19 protein-coding genes are annotated in these 23,622 nt (G+C 48.6%); 15 read left to right on the forward strand and 4 right to left on the reverse strand.

Going from position 1 to position 23,622, the window contains the following annotated elements:
- The 9 genes from JO375_RS06605 to JO375_RS06645 form a co-directional block, all read left to right on the forward strand.
- Nucleotides 1–1,846, forward strand: a 1,846-nt coding sequence (locus tag JO375_RS06605) for a fibronectin type III domain-containing protein (protein ID WP_229523697.1), incomplete at its 5' end; no start/stop codon positions are given.
- A 202-nt stretch (nucleotides 1,847–2,048) separates the two neighbouring features.
- Nucleotides 2,049–3,827 carry a sensor histidine kinase gene (locus JO375_RS06610; protein WP_229523698.1) on the forward strand — a complete coding sequence of 593 codons (1,779 nt, stop codon included), beginning with the start codon at nucleotides 2,049–2,051 and terminating at the stop codon, nucleotides 3,825–3,827.
- Nucleotides 3,805–5,364 carry a response regulator transcription factor gene (locus JO375_RS06615; RefSeq protein WP_229523699.1) on the forward strand — a complete coding sequence of 520 codons (1,560 nt, stop codon included), beginning with the start codon at nucleotides 3,805–3,807 and terminating at the stop codon, nucleotides 5,362–5,364. Before JO375_RS06610 ends, JO375_RS06615 begins: the two co-directional genes overlap by 23 nt.
- Before the next feature lie 174 nt (nucleotides 5,365–5,538).
- Nucleotides 5,539–6,831 carry an ABC transporter substrate-binding protein gene (locus JO375_RS06620; RefSeq protein ID WP_229523700.1) on the forward strand — a complete coding sequence of 431 codons (1,293 nt, stop codon included), beginning with the start codon at nucleotides 5,539–5,541 and terminating at the stop codon, nucleotides 6,829–6,831.
- 218 nt (nucleotides 6,832–7,049) lie between these two features.
- The gene (locus JO375_RS06625; RefSeq protein WP_229523701.1) at nucleotides 7,050–7,958 is read left to right on the forward strand and encodes a carbohydrate ABC transporter permease; all 909 of its coding nucleotides are present in this window, start codon (nucleotides 7,050–7,052) and stop codon (nucleotides 7,956–7,958) included.
- A gap of 5 nt (nucleotides 7,959–7,963) precedes the next feature.
- Nucleotides 7,964–8,803 (forward strand): carbohydrate ABC transporter permease, encoded by an 840-nt coding sequence (locus JO375_RS06630; protein ID WP_229523702.1) that lies wholly within the window; start codon nucleotides 7,964–7,966, stop codon nucleotides 8,801–8,803.
- A 132-nt stretch (nucleotides 8,804–8,935) separates the two neighbouring features.
- The gene (locus JO375_RS06635) at nucleotides 8,936–10,048 is read left to right on the forward strand and encodes a rhamnogalacturonan acetylesterase (RefSeq protein ID WP_229523703.1); all 1,113 of its coding nucleotides are present in this window, start codon (nucleotides 8,936–8,938) and stop codon (nucleotides 10,046–10,048) included.
- A gap of 69 nt (nucleotides 10,049–10,117) precedes the next feature.
- Nucleotides 10,118–11,152 carry a glycoside hydrolase family 88/105 protein gene (locus JO375_RS06640; protein ID WP_229523704.1) on the forward strand — a complete coding sequence of 345 codons (1,035 nt, stop codon included), beginning with the start codon at nucleotides 10,118–10,120 and terminating at the stop codon, nucleotides 11,150–11,152.
- Nucleotides 11,153–11,296: 144 nt separating this feature from the next.
- Nucleotides 11,297–11,698, forward strand: a complete 402-nt coding sequence (locus JO375_RS06645; RefSeq protein WP_229523705.1) for a sensory rhodopsin transducer — start codon at nucleotides 11,297–11,299, stop codon at nucleotides 11,696–11,698.
- Nucleotides 11,699–11,827: 129 nt separating this feature from the next.
- Here the strand turns inward: JO375_RS06645 and JO375_RS06650 are convergent, their stop codons facing one another.
- From JO375_RS06650 to JO375_RS06660, 3 genes are all read right to left on the reverse strand, one after another.
- On the reverse strand, nucleotides 11,828–12,775 hold the full coding sequence (locus JO375_RS06650) for a DMT family transporter (protein ID WP_229523706.1): 948 nt from the start codon (nucleotides 12,773–12,775) through the stop codon (nucleotides 11,828–11,830).
- A 209-nt stretch (nucleotides 12,776–12,984) separates the two neighbouring features.
- Nucleotides 12,985–14,301, reverse strand: coding sequence for a glutamate-1-semialdehyde 2,1-aminomutase (locus tag JO375_RS06655; RefSeq protein ID WP_322098704.1), 1,317 nt, complete (start codon nucleotides 14,299–14,301; stop codon nucleotides 12,985–12,987).
- An 83-nt stretch (nucleotides 14,302–14,384) separates the two neighbouring features.
- Nucleotides 14,385–15,500, reverse strand: a complete 1,116-nt coding sequence (locus JO375_RS06660) for an LCP family protein (RefSeq protein WP_229523708.1) — start codon at nucleotides 15,498–15,500, stop codon at nucleotides 14,385–14,387.
- 87 nt (nucleotides 15,501–15,587) lie between these two features.
- Between JO375_RS06660 and JO375_RS06665 the strand changes: the two genes are divergently transcribed.
- The 4 genes from JO375_RS06665 to bcp are packed head-to-tail and all read left to right on the forward strand — an operon-like array spanning nucleotide 15,588 to nucleotide 18,735.
- Nucleotides 15,588–16,628, forward strand: a complete 1,041-nt coding sequence (locus JO375_RS06665; protein WP_229523709.1) for an ABC transporter ATP-binding protein — start codon at nucleotides 15,588–15,590, stop codon at nucleotides 16,626–16,628.
- Complete coding sequence (locus JO375_RS06670; RefSeq protein ID WP_229523710.1) at nucleotides 16,621–17,415, forward strand: ABC transporter permease; 795 nt, start codon at nucleotides 16,621–16,623, stop codon at nucleotides 17,413–17,415. The genes JO375_RS06665 and JO375_RS06670 overlap by 8 nt, the downstream gene beginning before the upstream one ends.
- A 4-nt stretch (nucleotides 17,416–17,419) precedes the next feature.
- Nucleotides 17,420–18,208, forward strand: coding sequence for an ABC transporter permease (locus tag JO375_RS06675; RefSeq protein WP_229523711.1), 789 nt, complete (start codon nucleotides 17,420–17,422; stop codon nucleotides 18,206–18,208).
- 41 nt (nucleotides 18,209–18,249) lie between these two features.
- Nucleotides 18,250–18,735: a thioredoxin-dependent thiol peroxidase gene (gene bcp, locus JO375_RS06680; protein WP_229523712.1), complete on the forward strand. Its 486-nt coding sequence runs from the start codon at nucleotides 18,250–18,252 to the stop codon at nucleotides 18,733–18,735.
- Nucleotides 18,736–18,891: 156 nt separating this feature from the next.
- On the opposite strand, the gene JO375_RS06685 is transcribed toward bcp, so the two are convergent.
- Nucleotides 18,892–19,557: a DedA family protein gene (locus JO375_RS06685; protein ID WP_229523713.1), complete on the reverse strand. Its 666-nt coding sequence runs from the start codon at nucleotides 19,555–19,557 to the stop codon at nucleotides 18,892–18,894.
- Between the two features lie 145 nt (nucleotides 19,558–19,702).
- Between JO375_RS06685 and guaA the strand changes: the two genes are divergently transcribed.
- Both guaA and JO375_RS06695 read left to right on the forward strand, forming a co-directional pair.
- Nucleotides 19,703–21,241: a glutamine-hydrolyzing GMP synthase gene (gene guaA / locus JO375_RS06690; protein ID WP_229523714.1), complete on the forward strand. Its 1,539-nt coding sequence runs from the start codon at nucleotides 19,703–19,705 to the stop codon at nucleotides 21,239–21,241.
- Between the two features lie 564 nt (nucleotides 21,242–21,805).
- Nucleotides 21,806–23,176 (forward strand): NCS2 family permease, encoded by a 1,371-nt coding sequence (locus JO375_RS06695; protein ID WP_229523715.1) that lies wholly within the window; start codon nucleotides 21,806–21,808, stop codon nucleotides 23,174–23,176.
- The last annotated feature ends 446 nt before the right edge of the window (nucleotides 23,177–23,622 follow it).

Below are 23,622 nucleotides of genomic sequence, written 5' to 3' on the forward strand. Positions count from 1 at the left end.
AGTCTACAGCGGAAGCGAACTAACCTATACGGATAGCGGGTTAACGGAGTCCACAAGCTACGTGTACCGATTGGTAGCCAAGAACGGAACGGAGGAAAGCAGTCCGGCATCATTGCAAGTGAAAACAGCTGATCCGACGCCAACTGATTCGACACCGACCACTCCGGCGCCAGCAGCTCCGACGAATCTAATAGGCACTGCCACAACAACGAGTATTACGCTCAGTTGGAATGTAGCGGATAACGCCGAGAGCTACGAGTTGAAACGAGACGGAGAAGTGGTCTATAGCGGAAGCGAACTAACCTATACGGATAGCGGGTTAACGGAGTCCACAAGCTACACGTACACATTGGTAGCCAAGAACGGAACCGGAGAAAGCAGTCCGGCATCGTTGCAAGTGAAAACAGCTGATCCGACGCCAACTGATCCGACACCGACCACTCCGGCGCCAGCGGCTCCGACGAATCTGACAGGCACAGCGACCGCAACGAGCATTAAGCTCAGCTGGGATGCAGCAGGGAGCGCCGAGAGCTACGAGTTGAAACGAGACGGAGAAGTGGTCTATAGCGGAAACGACCTGACCTATACGGATACAGGCTTGAAGGAGTCCACGAGCTACACGTACACATTGGTAGCCAAGAATGGAACCGGAGAAAGCAGTCCGGCATCGGTGCAAGTAAAAACAGTCGATCCGACGCCGACTGATCCGCCCCGGCGACAACGCCGACCACTTCATCCAGCGGCTCCGACGAATCTGATAGGCACAGCCACTACAACGAGCATTAAGCTTAGCTGGAATGCAGCAGACAACGCCGAGAGCTACGAGTTGAAACGCGATGGCCAAGAGGTGTACACGGGGAGCGACCTGACCTATACGGATACAGGCTTGAAGGAGTCCGCGAGCTATACGTATACATTGGTAGCGAAGAATGGAACAGGAGAAAGCGATCCGGCATCGGTGCAAGTAAAGACAGCCGATCCGACGCCAAAGCCGACTGATCCAACGCCGACCACTTCAGTCCCGGCGACTCCGACGACTCCGACGCCGACTACTCCAGCCCCGGCGACTCCGATGAATCTGACAGGCACAGCCGCTACAACGAGCATTAAGCTCAGCTGGAATGCAGCAAATGTTACACTCACATGGGAAAAGGTTGTAAATGCTGGCACCTATGAATTGTTACGAGATGGAAAAATCATTTATCAAGGGAAACTTCCATGGTTCACAGATAAGCGATTAACCCCTGCAAAGACGTACACGTATACATTGGTGACCAAGAATAATACGGGAGAAAGTACCCCTGAGGTCATTCAAATAACAACAAAGAGTTACGATGGTCCCGTTTTAGAGTCACCTAAATTCGTGGATAAACTGGTGAGATCAACAAGTGCTACACTCACATGGGAAAAGATTATAAATGCTGACACCTATGAATTGTTACGAGACGGAAAAAGCATTTACAAAGGGAAGCTTACGTGGTTCACAGATAAGCGATTAACCCCTGCAAAGACGTACACGTATACTTTAGTAGCTTGGAGTCGAAATGAAAGCAGTCAGTCATCTGTTATTCTCGTAACAAATCCGAACAGTCCGGATAAAATAAAAACCAAAGACATCACTGCTTCAAAGATTAAGGTAGTTTGGACAGCGAATGGGAACTCAAATGAAACCGAGTACCGTGTTATGACGAACAATGGTTATGACAGTGGATGGATAACCGATTTGAAACATACGTTAACCAATCTATCTGCAAACAAGCGCTATAAGATTTCTATTACTGCAAGAAACAAGGCAGGCGTAGTATCTAACAGCGGAACCATTTACACGAAGACAAAGAAGAAATGATCATCTAAAGAAGTTGGTATTTCCCCTTACGGTAGACAGTGAAAAAAGAGTCTATGATGGACTCAACACGGTTGGCCGGAGGGGATTTTTTATGCCACAAAGTTTAATAAATATGACAAGCTAAGCTAAAACACAAATACCTCTTGCCGAACGACCAGGGCATGGGGTATTTTGTATGTTATAAAGGAGGCGACATTCACGGATGACCTATCTTAAGAGCGCTTACAAAAATGCTGGAATCCATCATAAAATGATTCTGTTAATTATAGTGCTCATGCTGGTCAATTTTGCGGTGTTTGCAGTCATACTGAAATACATTTTTCATATTTATGATAATCAAATGTATAAAAAAACATCAGAAGTATTGAATATTTCTTCGATTGGCATTGAAAATGAACTAAGGAATATTGAAAAGACCACCTTTAAAGTAACAACGGATGAGCAGCTTCAGCGTTACTTGCTGCAATTGGAAAGTGAAACCTCGCCATACACTAAAATGGTGCTGCGCAAAAAAATAACAAACAGGCTTATCGCTTTTGCAGGCTCCGAAACCTATGTCTATTCCATGGTGGTGATCGACAAAGAAGGGCAGGTCATGAGCGCGGGCAACCGTGAAGGTATTCCCCAAGAACTTCACTCCACCCTGTCGGAGCTGGCGGACGAATATGATGGTTCCAACGCTTGGTATGCGGCAGGTCACTCCTCCCTGGTGGCAGCACGGCAGTTTAAATCTTTTACAGATTCCAATTTTACGTTAAACGGGCTCGGAACACTTGCAATTCGTGTGCGCATCGACCGGATTGTAGCAGATCGCGTGCAAACCTCAGGCCGTGATGGACAGCTGACGATTACAGACGGCAAGCGGATGATTTACCCCGAAACACCGCTTTTAAGTGAGAGCGATATGCAGGCCGAGCTTGCGCGGAAGCAGCCTTACGGCATTGCGACCTACTCAGGCGGGACCTTTTTCGCAGCTCAAGTCAAATCCTCTTATACGGGCTGGACGTATTTGCATATGACCTCCTTTGATGATATGTTTCGCCATATTACCATAATCAAAGAAATTGTAAGCACAATCTTTGTCATTATGCTGCTTATTGCCTTGGCGCTGGGCACCCGATTGTCTGGTAGTATTACCAAGCCTATCGTTCAATTAATCCAGAACATGCGCAAAATTGAAAAAGGCGATCTCGACCGTCTGGAAGAGGAGGCACTCGGCCCGGTCCCTTTTTCTACACAGGATGAGGTGGGATTGCTGCATCGAACGTACAAAAAGATGATCCGCCGCATCCGTGAGCTCATTAATGAGAATGTCGCCAAGCAGCTATTGCTGCGCGAAACAGAGCTTAAGGCACTTCAGGCGCAGATTAATCCGCATTTTTTATACAATACATTAGAGTCTGTGAACTGGCTTGCCAAGGCTAATAAGCAGGATCGCATTTCAGAGATGGTAGAGGCGCTTGCTTTTCTGCTGCGTAGTGCGGTCAGCTTTGAAGAGCAGCTTATTCCGCTTCGGAAGGAGCTGGATATCGTGAGGAGCTACGTCACGATCCAAAAAACGCGCTTCGATGAGCGGCTTATCTTCCAGCTGGATGTGCCGGAGGAGTTGATGGATGCGCAAATACCAAAGCTGACGCTTCAGCCTTTGGTAGAGAATGCGATTCATTATGCGCTGGAGCCGCAAATTGAACCGTGCCGAATATCCATTGTTGCCAGGGTGAGGGAAGGTTCACTTTTTCTGCGGGTTGAGGATGATGGGCCGGGAATAGCCGAGGGTTTTCTGGAAAAGCTGCACAGCGGGCAGGTCACGACCCGTGGGCAAGGTATCGGACTTGCCAATATTCAGGAGCGGCTCCATCTGATCTTTGGGGCCCCATGGGGGATGGAGCTGCATAGCGAGTCAGGGACAGGAACGTCGATTCATGTCTGTATTCCATACGTGAAAGGAGATCAGGGCCATGTACAAGGTGCTGTTGGTTGATGATGAGCGTATGATTTTGGAAGGCATCTCACAGGTGGTCGATTGGGGCAAGGCAGGAACGAAACTGGTAGGTACGGCACGTAACGGTATAGAGGCTTATGATCTGATTCAGGCGAGCCCGCCTGATTTTGTGATTAGCGACATCTCTATGCCCGAATTGGATGGGATCGGGCTGGTTGCCAAAACGACAGAGCATTTTCCGGACGTTCGTTTCATTTTGCTGTCCGGCTATAAGGATTTTGACTACGCTTGCCGGGCTATGCAATACGGGGTAAAGCATTACTTGTTGAAGCCCTGCAATGAGCGGCAAATTCATGAGGCGCTGACCGAACTCGGTCAGGAACGGGAGGAGCAGGAAGGGCGCAAGCAGTTCGTGAACCGGATGAAGCTTGATTTTCAGCGCATGCTGCCGCATGTGAAGGAGCATTTTTTGAAGGAGTTCATTTCGTATAAAACGTACGGCAGTCGTGATATCGCTTTTTATGAACGCCTATTTGGCCTGGAACTGCAAAATAAGCAGGTCCGCATGCTGCTGCTGCGGGTGGAGGAATCCCATGAGCCGGAGTTTTTGTTTGCGCTGCAAAATATCGCAGCAGATTTAATGGATCACGTCCTGCTCGGTACGACCATGCAGGGACAACTGCTCATCGTACTGGAAAGCAAAGATGATACGTCAGGGCTTATGGCACAGATTGACGCAGTACGTGCGACGTTTCGCCGTTTTTACAAGCTGGAAATCACTGTCGCGGTTAGCGAGTCAGACAGTATGCTGCATTCGCGGGGATTATACCGGGAGACACTGCATTGCATGAATCACCGTTTTTACACCGGGGAGGGCAGCTTGATCACAAAGGAGGATCTGGCAGCCGAGGATACCCGCGAGATGGCGGATTTGGAACTGGACGAGGAGAAATTCGGACTGCTAATCAAGGCCGGGAATACGGTGGAGGTGACACAGGAAGTGAATCGGCTGTTCGGCAACCTGTCCCGGATGAAACTGGAAATTTCCGTGACCCGTTCCTATGTGCTTCAGCTGTATGCGGCCATGATCCGTATATGCCCTGAAGAGGAGCGTACCGAGTTTACGGGCCGAATGGTAGTGCTGGCGGAGCAAAAAACGCTTGCTGGCCTCAAATCCTTTGTGCAGGAAGCAGCCGAACGAATGACCGCCATGTACTATAAGAGCAATGTGTACCGCCAATCCTCCACCGTGGATAAAATGATCACGATCATTGAGCAGAACTACAGAAAATCCGATTTGTCGCTGAACGGAGTGGCGAGGCAAATGCTGTATATGAATTCCGATTATCTGGGTAAAATTTTCAAAAAGGTGACGGGTGAAAACTTTTCACATTACGTTAATCGTTACCGGATCGAACGCGCAGCCGAGCATATCCGGGAGACGGGAGATGTGAAGGTGTTTGAGCTGGCGGAATGGTTTGGTTTCGGCGGGAACGCCCAATATTTTAGCCAGGTGTTCAAAAAATGGGCGGGTATGACCCCATCCGAGTACATCAAGTCCCGCGAACGGGGCTAGGGGAATAGCATCCCTCTGATATTTAAACCTAGGAAACCTGTTTTGTGTATTCCAATGCTTCTCTGCTTTTGGGAAAATGACAACAAGAGACGATGTAAACGCTATCAAAAATCGTAATTACGCCGTAAATTGTGACATGATTCCTTTCTAGAACAGCGAAAAGGGGATAGATAAGTGGGCAAAAAGGGATGGTTTCTGATCATGGCTATACTGCTCGTATTTACGACAGCATGCAGCGGAGCGGACAGCAGCAGCAATGCAGGTGCAAGTATAGACGGGAAGGTAAAGTTGCGAATCGCTTGGTGGGGATCGGATACGCGTCATGAGTACACGCAAAAGGTTATCGATTTGTATAAGCAAAAAAATCCGAATGTAACGATTGATGTGGAATATGCCTCTTTTGATGACTATTGGAAAAAGCTCGCCCCGCAGGCTGCGGCAAACCAGTTGCCGGATATCGTGCAAATGGACATTTCGTACATTAGCCAATATGCAAAGAACGGTCAACTGGAAGATATGGCGCCTTACTTGAATCAAAAAATTCAGGCCGCTGATGTAAACGAAAATGTACTCAAAACCGGCATCATTGCCGGAAAGCAATATGGTATTCCTACAGGTGTCAATGTGCTGGGCTTCCAGTATGATCCGGCTCTGCTCAAAAAGGCGGGTATAGATAAAATTCCCGACAACTGGACATGGGATCAATACAAGGAGCTGGCCTTGAAGGCAGGTGCTAACAAAGTGTATTTTGACAGTTCCATGGCTGCCGATATTTTCTTCCACTATTACTTGCGCACACATGGAAAGTCTCTCTACAATGTGGAAGGAACAAGCTTGGGGTATGACGACGATAAGCTGTTTGTCGATTTCTTCGGCGGATTGGCAGAGTTGATCAAGAAAGGGGCGACCCCGTCTCCTGAAGTCATGAACCAGTCCAAGGGTATTATTGAGGAATCCGATATTGTAAAAGGAACAGGCATCGGCATTTGGCAGTGGTCCAATCAGTATGTGGGCTTACAGCAGGTCGTTAACCGTCCGATGGCGCTGGCCCCAATGTTCGGACCGGATATGGAAAAAGGCATATACATGCAGCCTACAATGTACTGGGCAGTAGCTTCCCGCTCACAGGTGAAGGATGAAGCCGTCAAGTTTATTGATTTCTGGATAAACGATATAGAAGCGAATAAATTGATTAAAGGCGAGCGGGGTGTACCGATTTCCGCCAAGATCAAGGAAGCTGTAGCGCCGGAGCTGAGTGAGGCTGCGAAGCAGGTATTTGACTTTGTGGCTTCCATGGAGCCGAAGGCTTCTCCAATGAGTCCGCCGCCGCCTGTCGGATCACCGGAAGTGATCGCGACCCTGACCGATTATATTGAGCAGGTCAATTTCGGACAGATGACGGCAGTGGATGCGGCGGCCAAATTCCGGGTGGATGCCAATACGATCCTTGCGAATAACAAGCAATAGCAGGCAATGGAATCTTCAGGTGCCTGACACTGCCTTAATATGGGCGAAGTCCAGCATCGTCAAGTTAGCCGTGCGTAGCTGTGGCAGATCGCGTACGGTTAACCTGATGAGCAAACCGCACAAGGACCTTTGTATACATTAAAAAATATGCGTATAACAATGATCTAATGACACCGAAAATTCGTTGAATCAGCAAGAATCAACAGAAGGGAGGCTTGATGAGCTTGCGAAATCATCAGAGCTTGAAAGCCAATATGACCGGATATGCGTTCATCAGCCCGTTTATAGTGGGCTTTCTGGCGTTTACGTTAATTCCGATGTTTATTTCGCTGTATCTGTCTTTTACATCCTACAACCTGTTCACCCCGCCCAAATGGATTGGCCTGGGGAACTTTGAAAAAATGTTCACAGGCGACCCGAAATACTGGAATTCGATCAGGGTTACGTTTACGTATGTATTGGTCGGTGTGCCGCTGCGGCTGGTTTTTGCGCTGTTTGTGGCGATGATCCTGAATACCAAATCACGCATGGTCGGCACCTACCGGACGATGTACTACCTGCCTTCCATTATCGGTGGCAGCGTTGCGGTATCCATCATGTGGCGCAATATTTTCAGCAACGACGGTATTGTAAACACCTTGCTGTCGGCCCTGGGGGCAACCCCGGTGAAGTGGTTTGGTGATCTGAATGCTTCGCTTGCGATGCTGATCACGTTGTCCGTATGGCAATTCGGCTCCTCCATGCTCATCTTTCTGGCCGGATTAAAGAATATTTCGGTTGAAATGTACGAGGCGTCCAGTGTGGACGGCGCTTCACCAGTACGAAGATTTTTCAGCATTACACTGCCGCTGCTCAGTCCGATTATTTTATTTAACCTGATTATGCAGACGATCAGCGCCTTTATGACTTTCGTTCCAGCCTACGTTATTTCAAAGGGCGAAGGCGGTCCGATGGATGGGACGATGCTGTACTCGCTGTATTTGTTCCGGCAGGCGTTCATGTTCAGCAATATGGGATACGCCGCCGCTATGGCTTGGGTCATGCTCATTATAATCGCGATATTGACAGCGATTTTATTTTTAACCTCCAAGTACTGGGTATTCTATGAAACGGAAAAGGGGCGCTGATATCGATGGCATGGAGAACGATGAAATGGCCAATCTATCACATTCTGGTCGCGGCGCTGGCGCTCCTGATGCTGTATCCCGTTTTTTGGATGCTGTTCAGCTCATTCAAGGAAAGTCGGACAATATTCGTCACGGCAGATTCGCTTTTCCCTACAAAATGGATTTGGCAAAACTATGTAACAGGCTGGAAAGGCACGAGCGGATACAACTTTGGCACGTACATCTTGAATTCGCTTACGATTGTCGTGATTTCCACGATTGGAGCCGTGATTTCCTCCTCATTAATCGCATTTGGCTTTGCACGTTTGAAGTTCAAAGGGCGCAACTTCTGGTTTGCCTTGATGATGATGACGCTTATGCTGCCGGGGGATGTGGTGTTGGTGCCACAATATATTATTTTCACCAAGCTTGGCTGGGTCAATACGATCTTGCCGCTGGTGGTGCCGTCGTTTTTCGGGATGCCGTTTTTCATCTTCCTGATGGTTCAGTTTATACGGACCATACCGTCGGAGCTGGATGAAGCGGCGACGATTGACGGATGCGGCAAATTCCGGCTGTATTTCCGAATTATTTTGCCATTGCTCAAATCCTCGCTCGCTACGGCAGCTATCTTCTCATTCTACTGGAAATGGGAGGACCTGCTGGGTCCGGTACTGTATTTGAATTCGCCGGAGAAATATACCGTATCCATTGCACTCAAAATGTTTCTCGACAGTGAATCCGCCTCCAACTGGGGAGGGATGTTCGCGATGTCCATTCTAAGCCTGGTACCGGTTATCGCCGTATTCTTCGCCTTCCAGAAGCAAATTGTAGAAGGAATGAGTACGAGTGGCCTGAAGGGATAAAGCCTATGTTACAGAGCAGAGGATATAAAGCGAACAAGCAAAACATATGGATTAGGGAAGGGCAGGCTGTATACGGCAGTATTCCCGGATTTAAGGTGAGCACATGGAGGCGAGCATGGAGAGGTGAGTCCAATGTGGAAGTTCGATTTTGGCCCAGGTGAGCCTGCCGCTGGGTATAAGGGAGTATCCCCGGATTGCTTCTATTCGGCTGAACACGGCTATGGCTTCGAGACTGCGGAGCACGTATATGGGCGAGAAAGGCCGAGTCCGGTGAAGGATGCCTTCGCGCGGCTGCGGAGCAGCTTTTGCATCCCGCTGAACGCTGCTTTTATAGCGGACGTGCCGGACGGGATGTATCTCGTTACGGTGCTGCTCGGCGATCCGCTTGCGGAAACATTCACACGGCTCAAGGCTGGCGAAGGCAAGCATATGCTGCCCCCGGTACACACGCTGCCGGGCCAGTTTGCGGAGGCCCGGTTCACGGTGCCCGTTCGGGGCGGTCGGCTGCGCCTCGCCGTATCGGGCACTGCGCCGCGGCTGAATGCGCTGGAAATTAAGCCAGCGCCGCAGACTCTCCGGCTGTTTCTTGCCGGGGATTCCACCGTTACGGATCAGGACGCGTCCGGCTATCCGTATACAGGCTGGGGCCAGGCTTTGCCAGCCCTGTTCAAGCATGACGTCTGCGTGGATAACCATGCCGTATCGGGACGCAGCTCCAAAAGCTTTGTGGACGAAGGGCGGCTGGACGTCATTTTGGGCGAAATGAAGGCCGGAGACTTCCTGTTCATCCAATTCGGCCATAATGATGAGAAGCCTGATCTGGAGCGGGCTACGGAGCCTTCTACAACCTACAAGGAGCAGCTGCGCCTGTACATCGACGGGACGAGAAGCAAAAGCGCAACCCCGGTGCTGATCACGCCTGTACATCGTCGCTATTTTAATGCGGATGGTACGCTATCCGACACGCATGGCGACTATATAACAGCAGTTCGTGAACTGGCGGAAGAAGCGGATGTGCCGTTGATTGATCTGTCCGCCCGCACGCAGGAATTATATGAAAGATTAGGTCCTGAAGACAGCAAGGAACTATTTATGTGGCTACTGCCCGGTGAATACATGAACTTTTCCACTGGGCTGGAGGATAATACGCATTTTCATGAGAATGGGGCAGTTCAGATTGCAGACATGGTGGCAGATGCTGTGAGGGAGCTGAATTTGCAACCCTTGCGCATGTACTTGCGTTAAGCGATGTTTTTTAGATAGGTAGCAAGGAGGCAAATAACGTGAAGCTAACCAAAGGGGGAGACGAGGAAAATGCCTGTACTAAGGTTTGATGAGGAACAAATAAAACAAGTAATAGACCGGGTCGTAGAACGCACGTTTCAAATGGACTTTAGCTGGGATTGGCCCGGTGGAGTAGCCTTTTACGGAGTATGCGAAGCCTATGAGGCGACGGGAAACGAAACGTATTTGACCAAGCTGAGAGAATGGGTTGACGAAAACATTGAGGATGGGCTGCCTCCCCTCTCGGTGAACGGTGTGTCGATCGGACACTGCTTGTTAACGCTGTATCAGGCCACAGGTGAGCAAAAATATCTGGATATCGCCACCGAGATGGCGGAATTTCTGGCGAAAAAAGCCGAGCGTTTTGCCGATGGCATTTTCCAGCATACAGTGAATTCAGTTCATGACGTATTTCCGCAGCAGGCGTGGGTGGATACGATGTTTATGGCAGGCTATTATTTGCTGCGCATCGGTCATCTGCTGGGGAACAAGGAATATTGGGAGGACGGTATTCGCCAATATCACGGACATGAGGAATTTTTGCAGGACCCGGATACGAATTTGTATTATCACGGCTGGGATCATGCGAACCAAAGCCACATGTCAGGGATCTACTGGGCGCGTGGCAATTCATGGGCAGCCCTCACGATGGCCAAGGCGCTGAAATTTGTGGAGGTGCAGCATCCATCCTACATGATTATCGACGGCTCTCTGCGTGACCAGCTCAGCGCCCTGGTGCGCCTGCAATCCTCGGAAGGACTGTGGCATACGGTGCTGAACGATGATACCTCTTATCTGGAAACCTCCGGCTCCGCAGGGATTGCAACTGCCTTGCTTATGCGGGGACGATTGTTTAACAAATACACGCAAAAGGCGATCGACGGCATCCTGTCCCGGATTAAGGGGGACGGCACCGTGACGGGGGTATCCGCGGGTACCGCTGTGATGAACGATATTGACGGCTATCGAAACGTGCCATACAAACGTATTCAAGGTTGGGGCCAAGGCTTGGCGCTTGCTTTCCTGGCTCAATTGCTGCGCACTAATGAGAACCCGTACAGGTAAAAGATCGTTGCTTGCGGCTGTTTCATCAGGATCAGGTGTGGTCACAGTTTCGCTGCCAGCAACTTACTGTTGGCGATAGTCTCGGGCTGGCAAATTGCCGGAAAAGAGCTTGCAAGGTCATTTAGCTGAAAGGAGTCGGATATTATGGGAGATACGGAGCTTCCTCAGGAAAAGGCAGCTAACCAGCCGCGGGGCAGCTTGTTCTGGGTCATACCCGACGGATATATTCCACCGGACAGCCGGGGAGAGCTGCTGAGTCATGAGAGTATATGCGTGCTGAACTGTGGGAATCACGCGGCCAGGCTGAGCATAGACATCTATTTTGAGGAGCGTGAGCCGCTGGAGGGAATGATCGAGGTGGTGGAAGGAAGACGAACCCGTCATATCCGAACAGCTTCGCTGGAAAAGGCAGGCGAGCGGATTCCGGTAGGCGTTCCATATGCGATTACGGTCACCAGCGATGTCGCCGTGATCATTCAATACAGCAGGCTGGACACAACACAGCCAGAACTCGCGTTAATGAGCGTGATGGCATACCCGGTCTAATTCTCGCGTTTAAAATCCCAAAAAGAGGAAATCCCCAAGCTGGAAATGCTATAGCCTGGAGATTTTCTTTTTTAAAGCTCGAACTACGCTTCCTAAGCTCACATGCACATTCGGCTTTCCATCCCCTAATTAGCGGTTTACAGAGGTTGCCTTGATGGGCGTAGAGCTTTTTCTACCTCCAAAATTGGTGCCCAGCGCGCCGGCAATGATCATGATGGCTCCGATCATGTGATAGTAGGCAAGCTGCTCCTTCAAAATATAAGCACCTGCCAGCATGGAAATGAGCGTGGATAAATTACCGATCACACTCATTTTCGAGGCTTCGATCCACTTCAAGGCAAAGCTGGATAGCAGCGAGGTGACGAGGGTAGACAGAATACCCAGATAGACCAGTGCCAGCCAGTAATCAGGCTTTGCCAAAGGCGCTACATAAGCGCCCACGGAGCCGTCGATTGTATGATATCCCAGGGCCGCCAGGTTAAAAACGAGACTTCCCAAAATCGAGGTAACATAGGTCAATTCCATCGGACTGTATTGCCGGGTTAATGGACGAGCCAGCACGTTATAGCCGGATAGGCAAATAGCAGACAGCACGAGCAGAACAATACCGCCAAAGCTGCTGGAAGCCAAAGGCGCTCCGCTTTTCATGACAAAGATGAAAATCACGCCAAAGACGGAGAGCAGCAAGGATATCTTTTGGATCACCGTTGTGCGCTCTTTAATAAAATAAGAGGCTAGCAATAAGGTGAAAATCGGAACAGTCGCTTGAATAATTCCTCCTTCCGATGAAGACGTGCTCATAAGTCCGAAGGCTTGCAATGGAAAAAACACCAATGGCGAGAGCAGCGCCAGTGGTAAAATACGCAGAATATCACGCCGTGTCATGTTGATTTTGACCCAGCCCAGCAGCACTGGAATCGTCAAAGCGATAAAAGACAGGGCAAAGCGGTGGGCGAGCACGTCCAATGGGCTGGCCTCTGTGACGGTCAGCTTCACAAACAAAAACGAAAAACCAAGTATAGCTGCATAGCAGAGAGCGGCCAAATAGGCTGCTCCATTTCTAGAATGGCTGTGCATAATAAACCTCCGTCATGATGATTTCTTTCTCGGTTTTCTCAATATACCTGGACAGCCCGGCTTGATACAATCCATAAAATTCACAACTGTACGGGTACAGTTTGCGGAACAAAAAAGCCGGAATACAAGTCTCAAAGGCGGGTATCTCGCCCTTAAGACTGCCTCCAGCTTTGCTCCTACCTGAATTTAATCCTCGCTTGCTGATTTGCCTACTTGCCTTGTGACATGGCCCGGAAAGAGTCCTCCGCCGCTTCCAGCGTAATATCCACGTCTTCGTCCGTATGGGCTGTTGTGAGGAACCAGGCTTCGTACTTGGATGGTGCCAGCAGAATACCGCGATCCAGCATGTGGCGGAAGAAGGCTGCGAACGCCTCGCTGTCCGTATCCTGCGCCTGATCGTAATTGGTGACCGGGTGGTCGCAGAAATGCGTCGAGAATGCGCCCCGGATGCGGTTGATCGTCAATGGCACGCCGTAGCGGCCCGCGGAGGACTGAATCCCGTCCGTCAGTCGCACAGCCAGACGTTCCATCTCTTCATACACGCCTTCTCCTTGAAGGATTTCAAGGCAGGCGATGCCTGACGAGATGGAAGCCGGGTTGCCCGCCATCGTGCCCGCCTGATAAGCAGGGCCGAGTGGGGCAACCTGCTCCATGATCTGCTTGCTGCCGCCGTAGGCGCCTATCGGCAAGCCACCGCCCATGATTTTGCCCAGCGCGGTCAAATCCGGCTGAATGGCATTATGATTGTCCAGGCCAGCGTACGTTTGGGTGGAGCCGTAGTGGAAGCGGAACGCCGTAATGACCTCGTCATAAATGACGAGTGAGCCGTTGGCCCGCGCCATCGAGCACAGCCCTTCCAGGAATCCGGGCTGCGGCATCACCATGCCGAAATTGCCGACAATCGGCTCGACCATAACCGCTGCTACATCGTCGCTCCAGTGCTCCAAGGCTTGGCGCAGCGCATCGAGATCATTAAACGGTACGGTGATGACCTCGCTGGCAATGTTGGTCGTGATGCCCGCACTATCCGGTATGCCCAGCGTGGACGGACCGGAGCCTGCAGCTACGAGCACCAGATCGGAGTGACCGTGGTAGCAGCCGGCAAATTTGATAATCTTGTTCCGCCCAGTATAGGCCCGTGCCACGCGAATCGTCGTCATGACGGCTTCTGTACCGGAATTCACAAACCGGACCTTGTCCAGGGAAGGAATGGCTTCCTTGAGCATCTTGGCCAGCTTGACTTCCAGCGCCGTGGACGTTCCGTACAGGACGCCGTTGGCCGCAGCTTCACTAATGGCCTTGGTAATATGGGGATGGGCATGCCCGGTAATAATAGGACCGTATGCTGCCAGATAGTCGATATACCGATTATCATCCTCATCCCAGAAATGAGCGCCTTGGGCGCGCTTCATGAATACCGGTGCACCGCCGCCCACAGCCTTAAAGGAGCGTGAAGGACTGTTAACTCCCCCGACAATATGCTCCAGTGCCTCTTTATATAATGCTTCGGAGTTTTCTCGTTTCATCATCACAAACTTCCTTTCCGTTCATCAAAAATAGGATATACACATGCCAAAGGGCAGCGTTCACGGCTGCCCTTGCATGATCATTATAGCTCTTTTTGGCCTGTTTTTGGTGTCGATTGTGTGGAAGTATCTTCATTACCGGTTTTATTGCCCCCTGTAAAAGAAGGCCTATCGGCCTTGGACGATGATGCGCTGTCCGGCTGCTTCGTTCCGTTCTGATCCTGCTCCTGTGTCTGCACAGGAGGATTATTGAATATATCCTGCACGTACTTTTTCAGCTCCTCCGGATCGCGGACAGTCAGCACCTGCGCGCCGCCTACATTTTTTTCGACGATCTGCTTCATCGGCGGAACCTGCTCGCTGCCTGCAAAGGCGCTTTGGTAGCCGACGTTCGCCAGCTTCCACATATCGTTGACACTCAGATTGGTGTCAATGTACGGGTTCACCTGCTCCAAAATATTCGGCAGATTGGCAATGGAGGTCGTGGTCTGCATTTTCTGGGCGACAGCCTCCAAAAATGCACGCTGTCGTCCTGAACGCGAGAAATCCGACATGGCATCATGACGGAACCGCACGTATTGAAGCGCCGTTTTGCCGTCCAGATGCTGCATTCCCTTTTTCAAGTCAATATCGTATTCATGCTTATCCGCATTGCTCGTATAATGCATATCCTTCTCCACTTTAAAATCAATGCCGCCCACAGCATCCACCAGCTTAATAAATCCCTGGAAATCGGTATACACATAATATTGCACCGGAATGCCCAGCAGATCGCCAGCAGCTTTCATGGCTGTATTGGGCCCATGAGTAATAGCGGTGTTAATACGGTTTTTTCCGTAGCCGGGAATATCCACATACGTATCACGCAAAATAGAAAAGAGGTGAATCTTTTTCTTGACAGGATCAAGAGATACGACCATCATACTATCTGACCGGGGAACCTCCCCTTTTTGAATGCCGCGGCCATCGACACCCATCAGTAGAATGTTAACCATATCAGTTCCTTCCCATTTGGGCGGTTCTGATGCGCGGACTTGATCGACCTGCTGTACATTTTTGAAGGGAGAGTTTGCCCCCTCTTTATGCAGATTGTTCAATTGATTATAGATGGATGAAAAATAGTACACGGCAAAGCCTACAATTGCGACGATAACCACGGCCAGAACCGACCATAGCGTTCTTTTGGTTCTGCTTGTCATGGATGCTCTCCCTTTCGCTTTTCAATTCATTACATTATAATTTCTTTTTGGAGCACAATCAATTTAACAATGATTGAGAGGTACAACATGCTGGCAATTGATGTGCAAGATTTGCGCAAAACATTTAAGGTACAAAAAAACCGTGAGGGCTTGAAAGGCGCCTTCCTGGATTTATTCTCGCGTGAATATAACGAGGTGGCCGCGGTCAAAGATATATCCTTCCGTATTCCGCAAGGAGAAATATGCGGTTATATCGGTGAGAACGGCGCCGGTAAGTCTACTACGATCAAGATGCTGACAGGCATTCTTGTCCCGACGTCAGGGCATCTCAAGGTAGGCGGTTATGTTCCCTATGAGGAGCGCGAGAAATTTGTAAGCAACATCGGTGTCGTTTTTGGCCAGCGCAGCCAGCTTTGGTGGGACATCGGTGTGATCGAGTCTTTTCAGCTGCTGCGCAAAGTATATCAGGTTCCGGCAGCTGACTTCAAACGCAGGCTGGATGAACTGGTAGAGCGGCTGCAATTGCAGGATCTGTTAAGCCGCCCGGTACGCAAGCTTAGCCTCGGACAACGGATGCGTTGCGAGCTGGTAGCGGCACTGCTGCACAATCCTTCCATTGTTTTTCTGGACGAGCCGACCATTGGGCTTGATATTGTGGTCAAGTCCGAAATCCGCGAGTTTCTGAAGGACATGAACCGGGATCACGGCACCACCATTTTGCTGACAACCCATGATTTGCAGGATATTGAAGCGTTGTGCTCGCGCGTCATTATGCTGGATGATGGGAATATCATTTATGATGGTGGTCTGGAGGATTTGAAGACGCGCTGGGGAACGGGACGTGAAGTTCGCTTCCAATTCGGTACGTCCACGCGGCTGGAGCAATTGCAGACATGGACTGCATCTATGCCATTGACTTGGACGATGGATAACGATTTGGCTGCCAAAGTGTGGATTCCCCTGCATATTAACGTATCGGATGTTCTTGCTAGTGTCGTCGGCCGTACTGACATCACGGACATCAAAATCATCGAAACCAACACGGATGATATCGTCCGCAGCATTTATCAGTCTGGCTCGGCAGAGCGCGAAGGCCATCCGGCAGTGGAGGCCAAAGTTCATGATTAGCGTATACTCCGATTTTATTCGCATTCGATTTCTGACTATGCTTGCTTATCGTGTGAATTATTATTCAGGCATACTTATTTATTCCATGAATATTGGCGTGTATTACTTCACATACCAAGCAATATATGGGGGAGCAGGCAGTATCGGCGGTTTTACCGCTGCTCAAATGACGACATATGTAGCGGTCTCATGGATGGCGAGGGCCTTCTATTTTAACAATCTGGATCGTGAAATTTCGACGGATATTCGCGATGGAAGCATCGCTATTCAGATGATTCGCCCGTATAACTATGTGCTCGTTAAATTTATGCAAGGACTTGGCGAGGGGATGTTCCGGTTCCTGTTGTTTATGATTCCGGGCATGGCGATTGCAATGCTGCTGTTTCCGGTGAAGCTCCCTACGGACCCGGTAGCCTGGGTTGGCTTTTTGGTAATGCTGTTTTTCAGCTTTTTAATTAACACCCAGATTAATATTATTACGGGTTTGACGGCCTTTTTTATCGAAAATAACGAAGGCATGATGCGAATGAAGCGTGTGGTGGTGGACCTGTTTTCCGGGTTGATTATACCCATCAGTTTATTTCCGGGCTGGCTGGCCACTTTCGCTCAATGGATGCCGTTCCAGGCAATTACCTATTTGCCGGGCTCTGTTTTCACCGGACGCGTAAAAGGTGTTGGCATCTGGAATGTGCTGGGTATCCAAATCATTTGGCTGGTCGTTCTGCTCGTGCCGATGATCATCATTTGGCGACTGGCGCGCAGACGTCTGTTCGTGCAGGGAGGGTAAGCCGATGATGTACTATTTGGGTCTCATTAGCGAATATTTGAAAAATTACATGAAGTCACGGCTCACCTATCGGGTTGATTTTTGGGTCGAAGTCATTTCGGACCTGCTGTTTCAAGCTACGAATCTTATTTTTATTCTGGTCATTTTTATGCATACGAACAGTCTGGGCGGCTGGAGTGAAAATGAAGTGGTGTTTGTTTACGGCTTTTTCATGGTACCGTATGGGCTTTTCACCTGTTTTGTCAACCTTTGGAACTTTAGCGATCGCTATATTGTAAAAGGGGAACTCGACCGGGTCATGACTCGTCCCGCTTATAATTTGTTCCAGATTTTTCTGGAAAATGTGGACCCGCCATCGCTCGTAGGCTCCGTGATTGGTCTGACTATTATGGGAATCAGCGGGGCGCAGATGGACTTGAATATGGAGTGGTGGTTTATTCCTGTACTGATCGTGATGAGTCTGAGTGCCGTAGCGATATATACAGGTATTTACACCATATTGACTGCCATTTCATTTTTCTCGGACGCACCGACAGGGATTATACCACTCATGTATAATATCCAGGGCTATGGCCGTTATCCGATTACAATCTATAACCGGGCCATTCAGGTGGTGCTCACCTGGATTCTGCCTTTTGCTTTTGTTGGCGTATATCCCGCATCCTTGTTCCTTCAGCGGGAGGATATGCGGAATATGGCGTTATTAACTCCTGTAATGGGCGCTGTGTTTCTGACTTTGGGCTTACTGGCATGGAATTGGGGGATTCGGCGTTATCGGGGCGCGGGCTCTTAGCCCGGATGGTAGGAAAACTCCGAAAGATAGGAGATGATAGGATGTCCACGACATCTGCCGTTATTGGACAACCGGCACCGGACTTTGAATTGCCGGGGAGTGGAGGAAAGAGCGTTAAGCTATCTGATTATAGAGGCAGCAGGGTGCTGCTGTATTTTTATCCGAAGGATTTGACCTCCAGCTGCTCGACACAGGCGTGTGATTTTCGGGATAAGCATACGGAGTTTGAAGGATTAAATACAGTCATTCTAGGGGTAAGTCCTGATCCGCTCAAGCAGCATGACAAGTTTATTGCCAAATATGGATTGCCTTTTCAGTTATTATCCGATGAAGAGCATCAGGTGGCTGAGACTTACGGCGTGTGGCAACAGAAACAGATGTATGGCAAGCAGTACATGGGCATCGTTCGCTCTACATTTCTGATTGATGAGAACGGTATTCTGATTCATGAATGGCGTAGCCTCAGAGTCAAAGGGCATATCGATGCCGCGCTGGTATACATTCGGGAGCAGGCTGAGCACTCATAAATCATAAGCATTCTTACACCCTTCGGGACGATGGTTGTATTTCGATCCTGGAGGGTGTTTTTGATATGTAATATTCATTAGTGGGCGGTGTAGGCGCCATTTGCTTGGATACAATATTATACGAGGGCTCGCAGCCGCAAGACAGTCGGAGCCTGACTATTGTGGGTCATGCTTGTTGCTGGTTTTTGCTGATTTCACTGGTTTGTCTGATTTGCCAAAAGGACTACTCAGAAAGGCTCTCCAGCGATAAACAACAGACAGCAAAAGGATACTGCCGACGATTGCGGAGGTGCGCAGTGCATACACCTCCACCAACCGAAAAATGGCATCCCATTGTGGACCAAACAGCTTGCCAATGCTTAGAAATAAGATAACCCAGAATAATGCACCACTGTATGCATACAAGGCAAATTTGCGGAAAGAAATCGCGATAATTCCAGAAAAATAGCCGGTAAAATGCCTCACACCAGGGATAAAATATCCGAGGGAAATAAGCCAATATCCGTATCGTTGAAACCACTTCTGCGTTTTTTCAAGCTTGCCCGGTGATAAGAGAACCCATTTACCGTATTTCTGAATAAAGGGGAGTCCGGCCCATTTTCCGATAAAGTAGGTAATGGTCATACCGATGGTTGTGCCCAAAAAGGCCAGCAGCACCAGCTTGGTGAAAACCAGGTTCCCCGAATAGGAGAGATATCCCGCATAGGCCATCGTGGTTTCCCCGGGGAAAGGTAAGGCAAGAAACTCAAGCAGCAAGCCGAAAAAAAGGACGCCGTATCCGTATTCTTCAAATAATTGCGCGATCCACTTCAGCACATCCATCGTGTACACTCCTACGAACCGATTATATAATCAGGAATCCATTTATTTTAACAATCTTTGCATGTCCACTCAACTTCGGTAGATTTCTTGACGTCTTGTTTTGTCGTTGCGTATAATGAAACGAACAATTGAGGGAGGCACGGTAATGAATAAGCCTAATGAAATCGTTGTAGTTCTCGACTTTGGAGGACAATACAACCAGTTAATCGCAAGAAGAATTCGGGATCTTGGTGTATATAGCGAGCTCCTTCCATACAATACGTCTGCGGAGAAGCTGAGAGAGCTGGCGCCGAAAGGGATTGTTTTCTCAGGCGGACCTTCCAGCGTATATACAGAAAATGCTCCTCAGGTAGACCGGGCCATCTATGATCTCGGCATACCTATTTTCGGTATTTGTTATGGCATGCAGCTGATGGCTCACCAGCTCGAAGGCAAGGTAGAACGTGCGGGCAAGCGCGAGTACGGCAAAGCAGATGTGCAATTCAATGAGGATGCCCGCTTGGTTAAAGGGCTGGATTCCCGCCAAACGGTATGGATGAGCCATGGAGATCACGTTACAGACCTGCCATCCGGTTTTAAACTGGATGCTGGTACAGAGAGTGCTCCGATTGCCGCAATGAGCCATCCGGAACGGAACCTGTATGCGGTACAGTTCCATCCAGAGGTACGTCATTCCGTTCAAGGGAATCAAATGATTCATAACTTCCTGTATGAAGTGTGCGGCTGTGAGGGCAACTGGACGATGGAATCGTTCATTGAAGAGCAAGTTCGTGAAATCCGTCAGCAAGTAGGCGACAAGAAAGTATTGTGTGCTTTAAGTGGCGGTGTGGATTCTTCTGTAGTGGCTATGCTTATTCATAAAGCCATCGGTGACCAACTGACATGTATGTTCATTGATCACGGATTGCTGCGTAAGGGCGAAGCTGAAAGTGTAATGAACACATTCGTTGGCAAATTTGATATGAAAGTTGTCAAAATTGATGCTCGTGAGCGCTTCCTGTCCAAACTGGCAGGGGTCGATGATCCTGAGCAAAAACGTAAAATCATCGGTAACGAATTTATTTATGTCTTTGAAGAAGAGTCAGCCAAATTCGATGATTTTGAATTTCTGGCACAAGGCACGTTGTACACAGATATTGTAGAGAGCGGAACAGCAACGGCGCAAACCATCAAATCGCACCATAACGTGGGCGGTTTGCCGGAAGACATGAAGTTCAAACTGATCGAGCCACTGAATGCATTGTTCAAGGATGAAGTGCGTAAAGTCGGTGAAGAATGCGGACTGCCGGCCGAAATTGTATGGCGTCAGCCATTCCCGGGTCCGGGTCTTGCCATTCGTGTATTGGGCGAAGTGACAGAGGACAAGCTCAAGATTGTCCGTGATTCCGACTTTATTTTACGCGAGGAGATTGCCAAAGCCGGTCTGGATCGAGAAATCTGGCAATACTTCACCGCTCTGCCGAATATGAAGAGTGTTGGTGTTATGGGCGATGCCCGTACGTACTCTTATACTGTAGGTATTCGTGCGGTAACCTCAATCGACGGCATGACCGCCGACTGGGCGCGTATCCCTTGGGACGTGCTGGAGAAAATCTCCGTTCGCATCGTCAACGAAGTGGAGAACGTCAACCGTATCGTGTACGATGTAACGTCCAAGCCGCCAGCAACCATCGAGTGGGAATAGTCGTAAGACTGCTCACAAGTCAACAAACCTTCAACTCCACAGCTATCGTGGTTTTGAAGGTTTTTTCTTTATATCATGTTCATCATCGACAGAAATTAAGTCAGTTGGAGCTTTAGCATATACTGAAGCTTGATGGAGCAGCGGTGACCCACGCACCTGAAAAGGTTAGAAGGTTTTAGAAGAATATTTTCACTATTATAATTTGGCAAAAGATGATGAAATAAGCAAAGAACGATTAATTAGCCTTTTCTCTGAGGGATATTGAGTTTGTATTAAATGGAGATCGAAAATAAGGGATGAACAGAAGGACAGCAAATGCCTTTGATAAGTATAAAAATATCTGATTCGTTAAAATGGTATCCCGTCAGCTGTGTAATAGTTTGACGGGTTTTCTATTTTCCGAACAATACATATGTGTTCAATTTGTAACATTCGCTTTTTCTGTTGACAAGCTGTAGATGAGAGCCTAAAATAACGGATGTAATAGCACGTATGAATGCGAATATTACAGCAAATGAACGACAACAATACGAGTATGCTTTTGCGTAGGAGGAATTACGACTCATGGAGCGTTTCTTTAAATTAAAGGAACATGGAACAAACATCCGCACCGAGATTATTGCGGGAATTACTACTTTTATGACCATGGCTTACATACTGGTGGTCAACAATACCTTTTTGGGACCGACGGGTGCAGGTATGCCTAGTGAAGCTGTTTTCTTTGCGACAGCGGTGGGAGCAGGTCTGGTTACCATTCTGATGGGTTTATTCGTTAATGTGCCGATTGGCATGGCTCCGGGCATGGGTTTGAATGCTTATTTTATGACGGTAGTCTTGAGTTCTAATGGTGTAATTACTTGGCAGGCGGCACTTGGCGCTGTATTTATATCTGGTATCATCTTTCTGATTTTAACCGTGACACGGGTAAGACAGATGTTGCTCGTTGCGGTGCCGGAAAATTTGAAGACCGCCATTACGGTAGGTATTGGCTTGTTTATTACGATTGTCGGCTTTAAGCTCTGTAATCTGGTTATGGTGAATATCGTTCCAGGTACAGACGTTGGTCATCCGGTTCCAGGTCATGCATTCAATTTGGTTCTGGGCAGTCTGGTTCACCAAAAGGACGCCTTGCTGGCGTTAATCGGATTGCTTATTATCGCGGTGCTGATGGTTATTCGGGTCAAAGGCGCTTTGCTGATTGGAATCGTAGCAACAACATTGATCGGTATTCCGATGGGAGTAACGAATCTGAGCAGTCTGACATCAGGACACTGGATTCCTGACTTTACTAACTTGGCAGTAGGCCAGCTAGATTTGAAGGCTGCTCTGCACATTGGGCTGTTTGATATTATCTTCATTTTTACTTTTGTGGAGTTGTTTGATACGTTTGGCACGTTAGTGGGTACAGCTACCCGCGCAGGAATTATGAAGGATAAGAAAAAAGGCGAAAAAACCATCGGTAAAGCTATGTTGGTGGATGCTGTTGGTGTAAGTACGGGTGCAGTATTGGGTACAAGTACCATTACAGCGTTCGTGGAAAGCTCCGCAGGAGTAGAAGAAGGTGGACGTACCGGTCTGACTGCCGTTACGACAGGTATTCTGTTTTTGTTATCCCTCTTTATCGCACCGTTGGCACTGGTTGTACCTTCCGCGGCTACAGCTCCAGCTCTGATTATTGTCGGAGTGTTAATGATGAGTCAGGTTCGCAATATTGACTGGGATAATTTCCTGCTCGCGTTCCCTGCATTTTTGACTATCGTTTTAATGCCTTTTACAGGCGGGATTGCGAACGGTATTTCTGCTGGTATTTTGTCTTATGTCGTACTGGCAGTGTTCAATAATTTATTTACCAGCAATAAAATGAAAATTCACTGGCTTATGTGGGTGCTTGCTATTATTGTAGTCATTCGGTTTGCCTTTATGGGCTCTGAATAAGTAGCAGCTATAAAATAAGGGCCTCTTCCCTTGTGTTTTTGGGAGGAGGCTCTTATTTTATTCGTGATAAAGTATATAGAATAAAGCATTTCGAAAACTTATATAATAAATGCTTGCAAACTTATTTTATATATGATATATTCTAATTCCGGCCAAGAAATACGATGTTGCGAGTGAGTCTAAAAAAAGATTTTAAAAAAAAGCTTGCAAAGTTGGTTCGGATGTGATATGATATAAGAGTTGATGACGCGATGAGCTGATTCAACAAAATAAAGTTTGATCTTTGAAAACTGAACAACGAGTGAGTACGGATTTTGTTCGCAAAATCCAATATGAGATTTAAAATCTCGTCAGATTCAACATGAGCTAATCGCTCTCAATAAACCGACCTTGGTCGGTCTTTAATGGAGAGTTTGATCCTGGCTCAGGACGAACGCTGGCGGCGT

This window comes from Paenibacillus farraposensis, assembly GCF_020736845.1.
GTDB classification, from domain to species: Bacteria; Bacillota; Bacilli; order Paenibacillales; family Paenibacillaceae; genus Paenibacillus; species Paenibacillus farraposensis.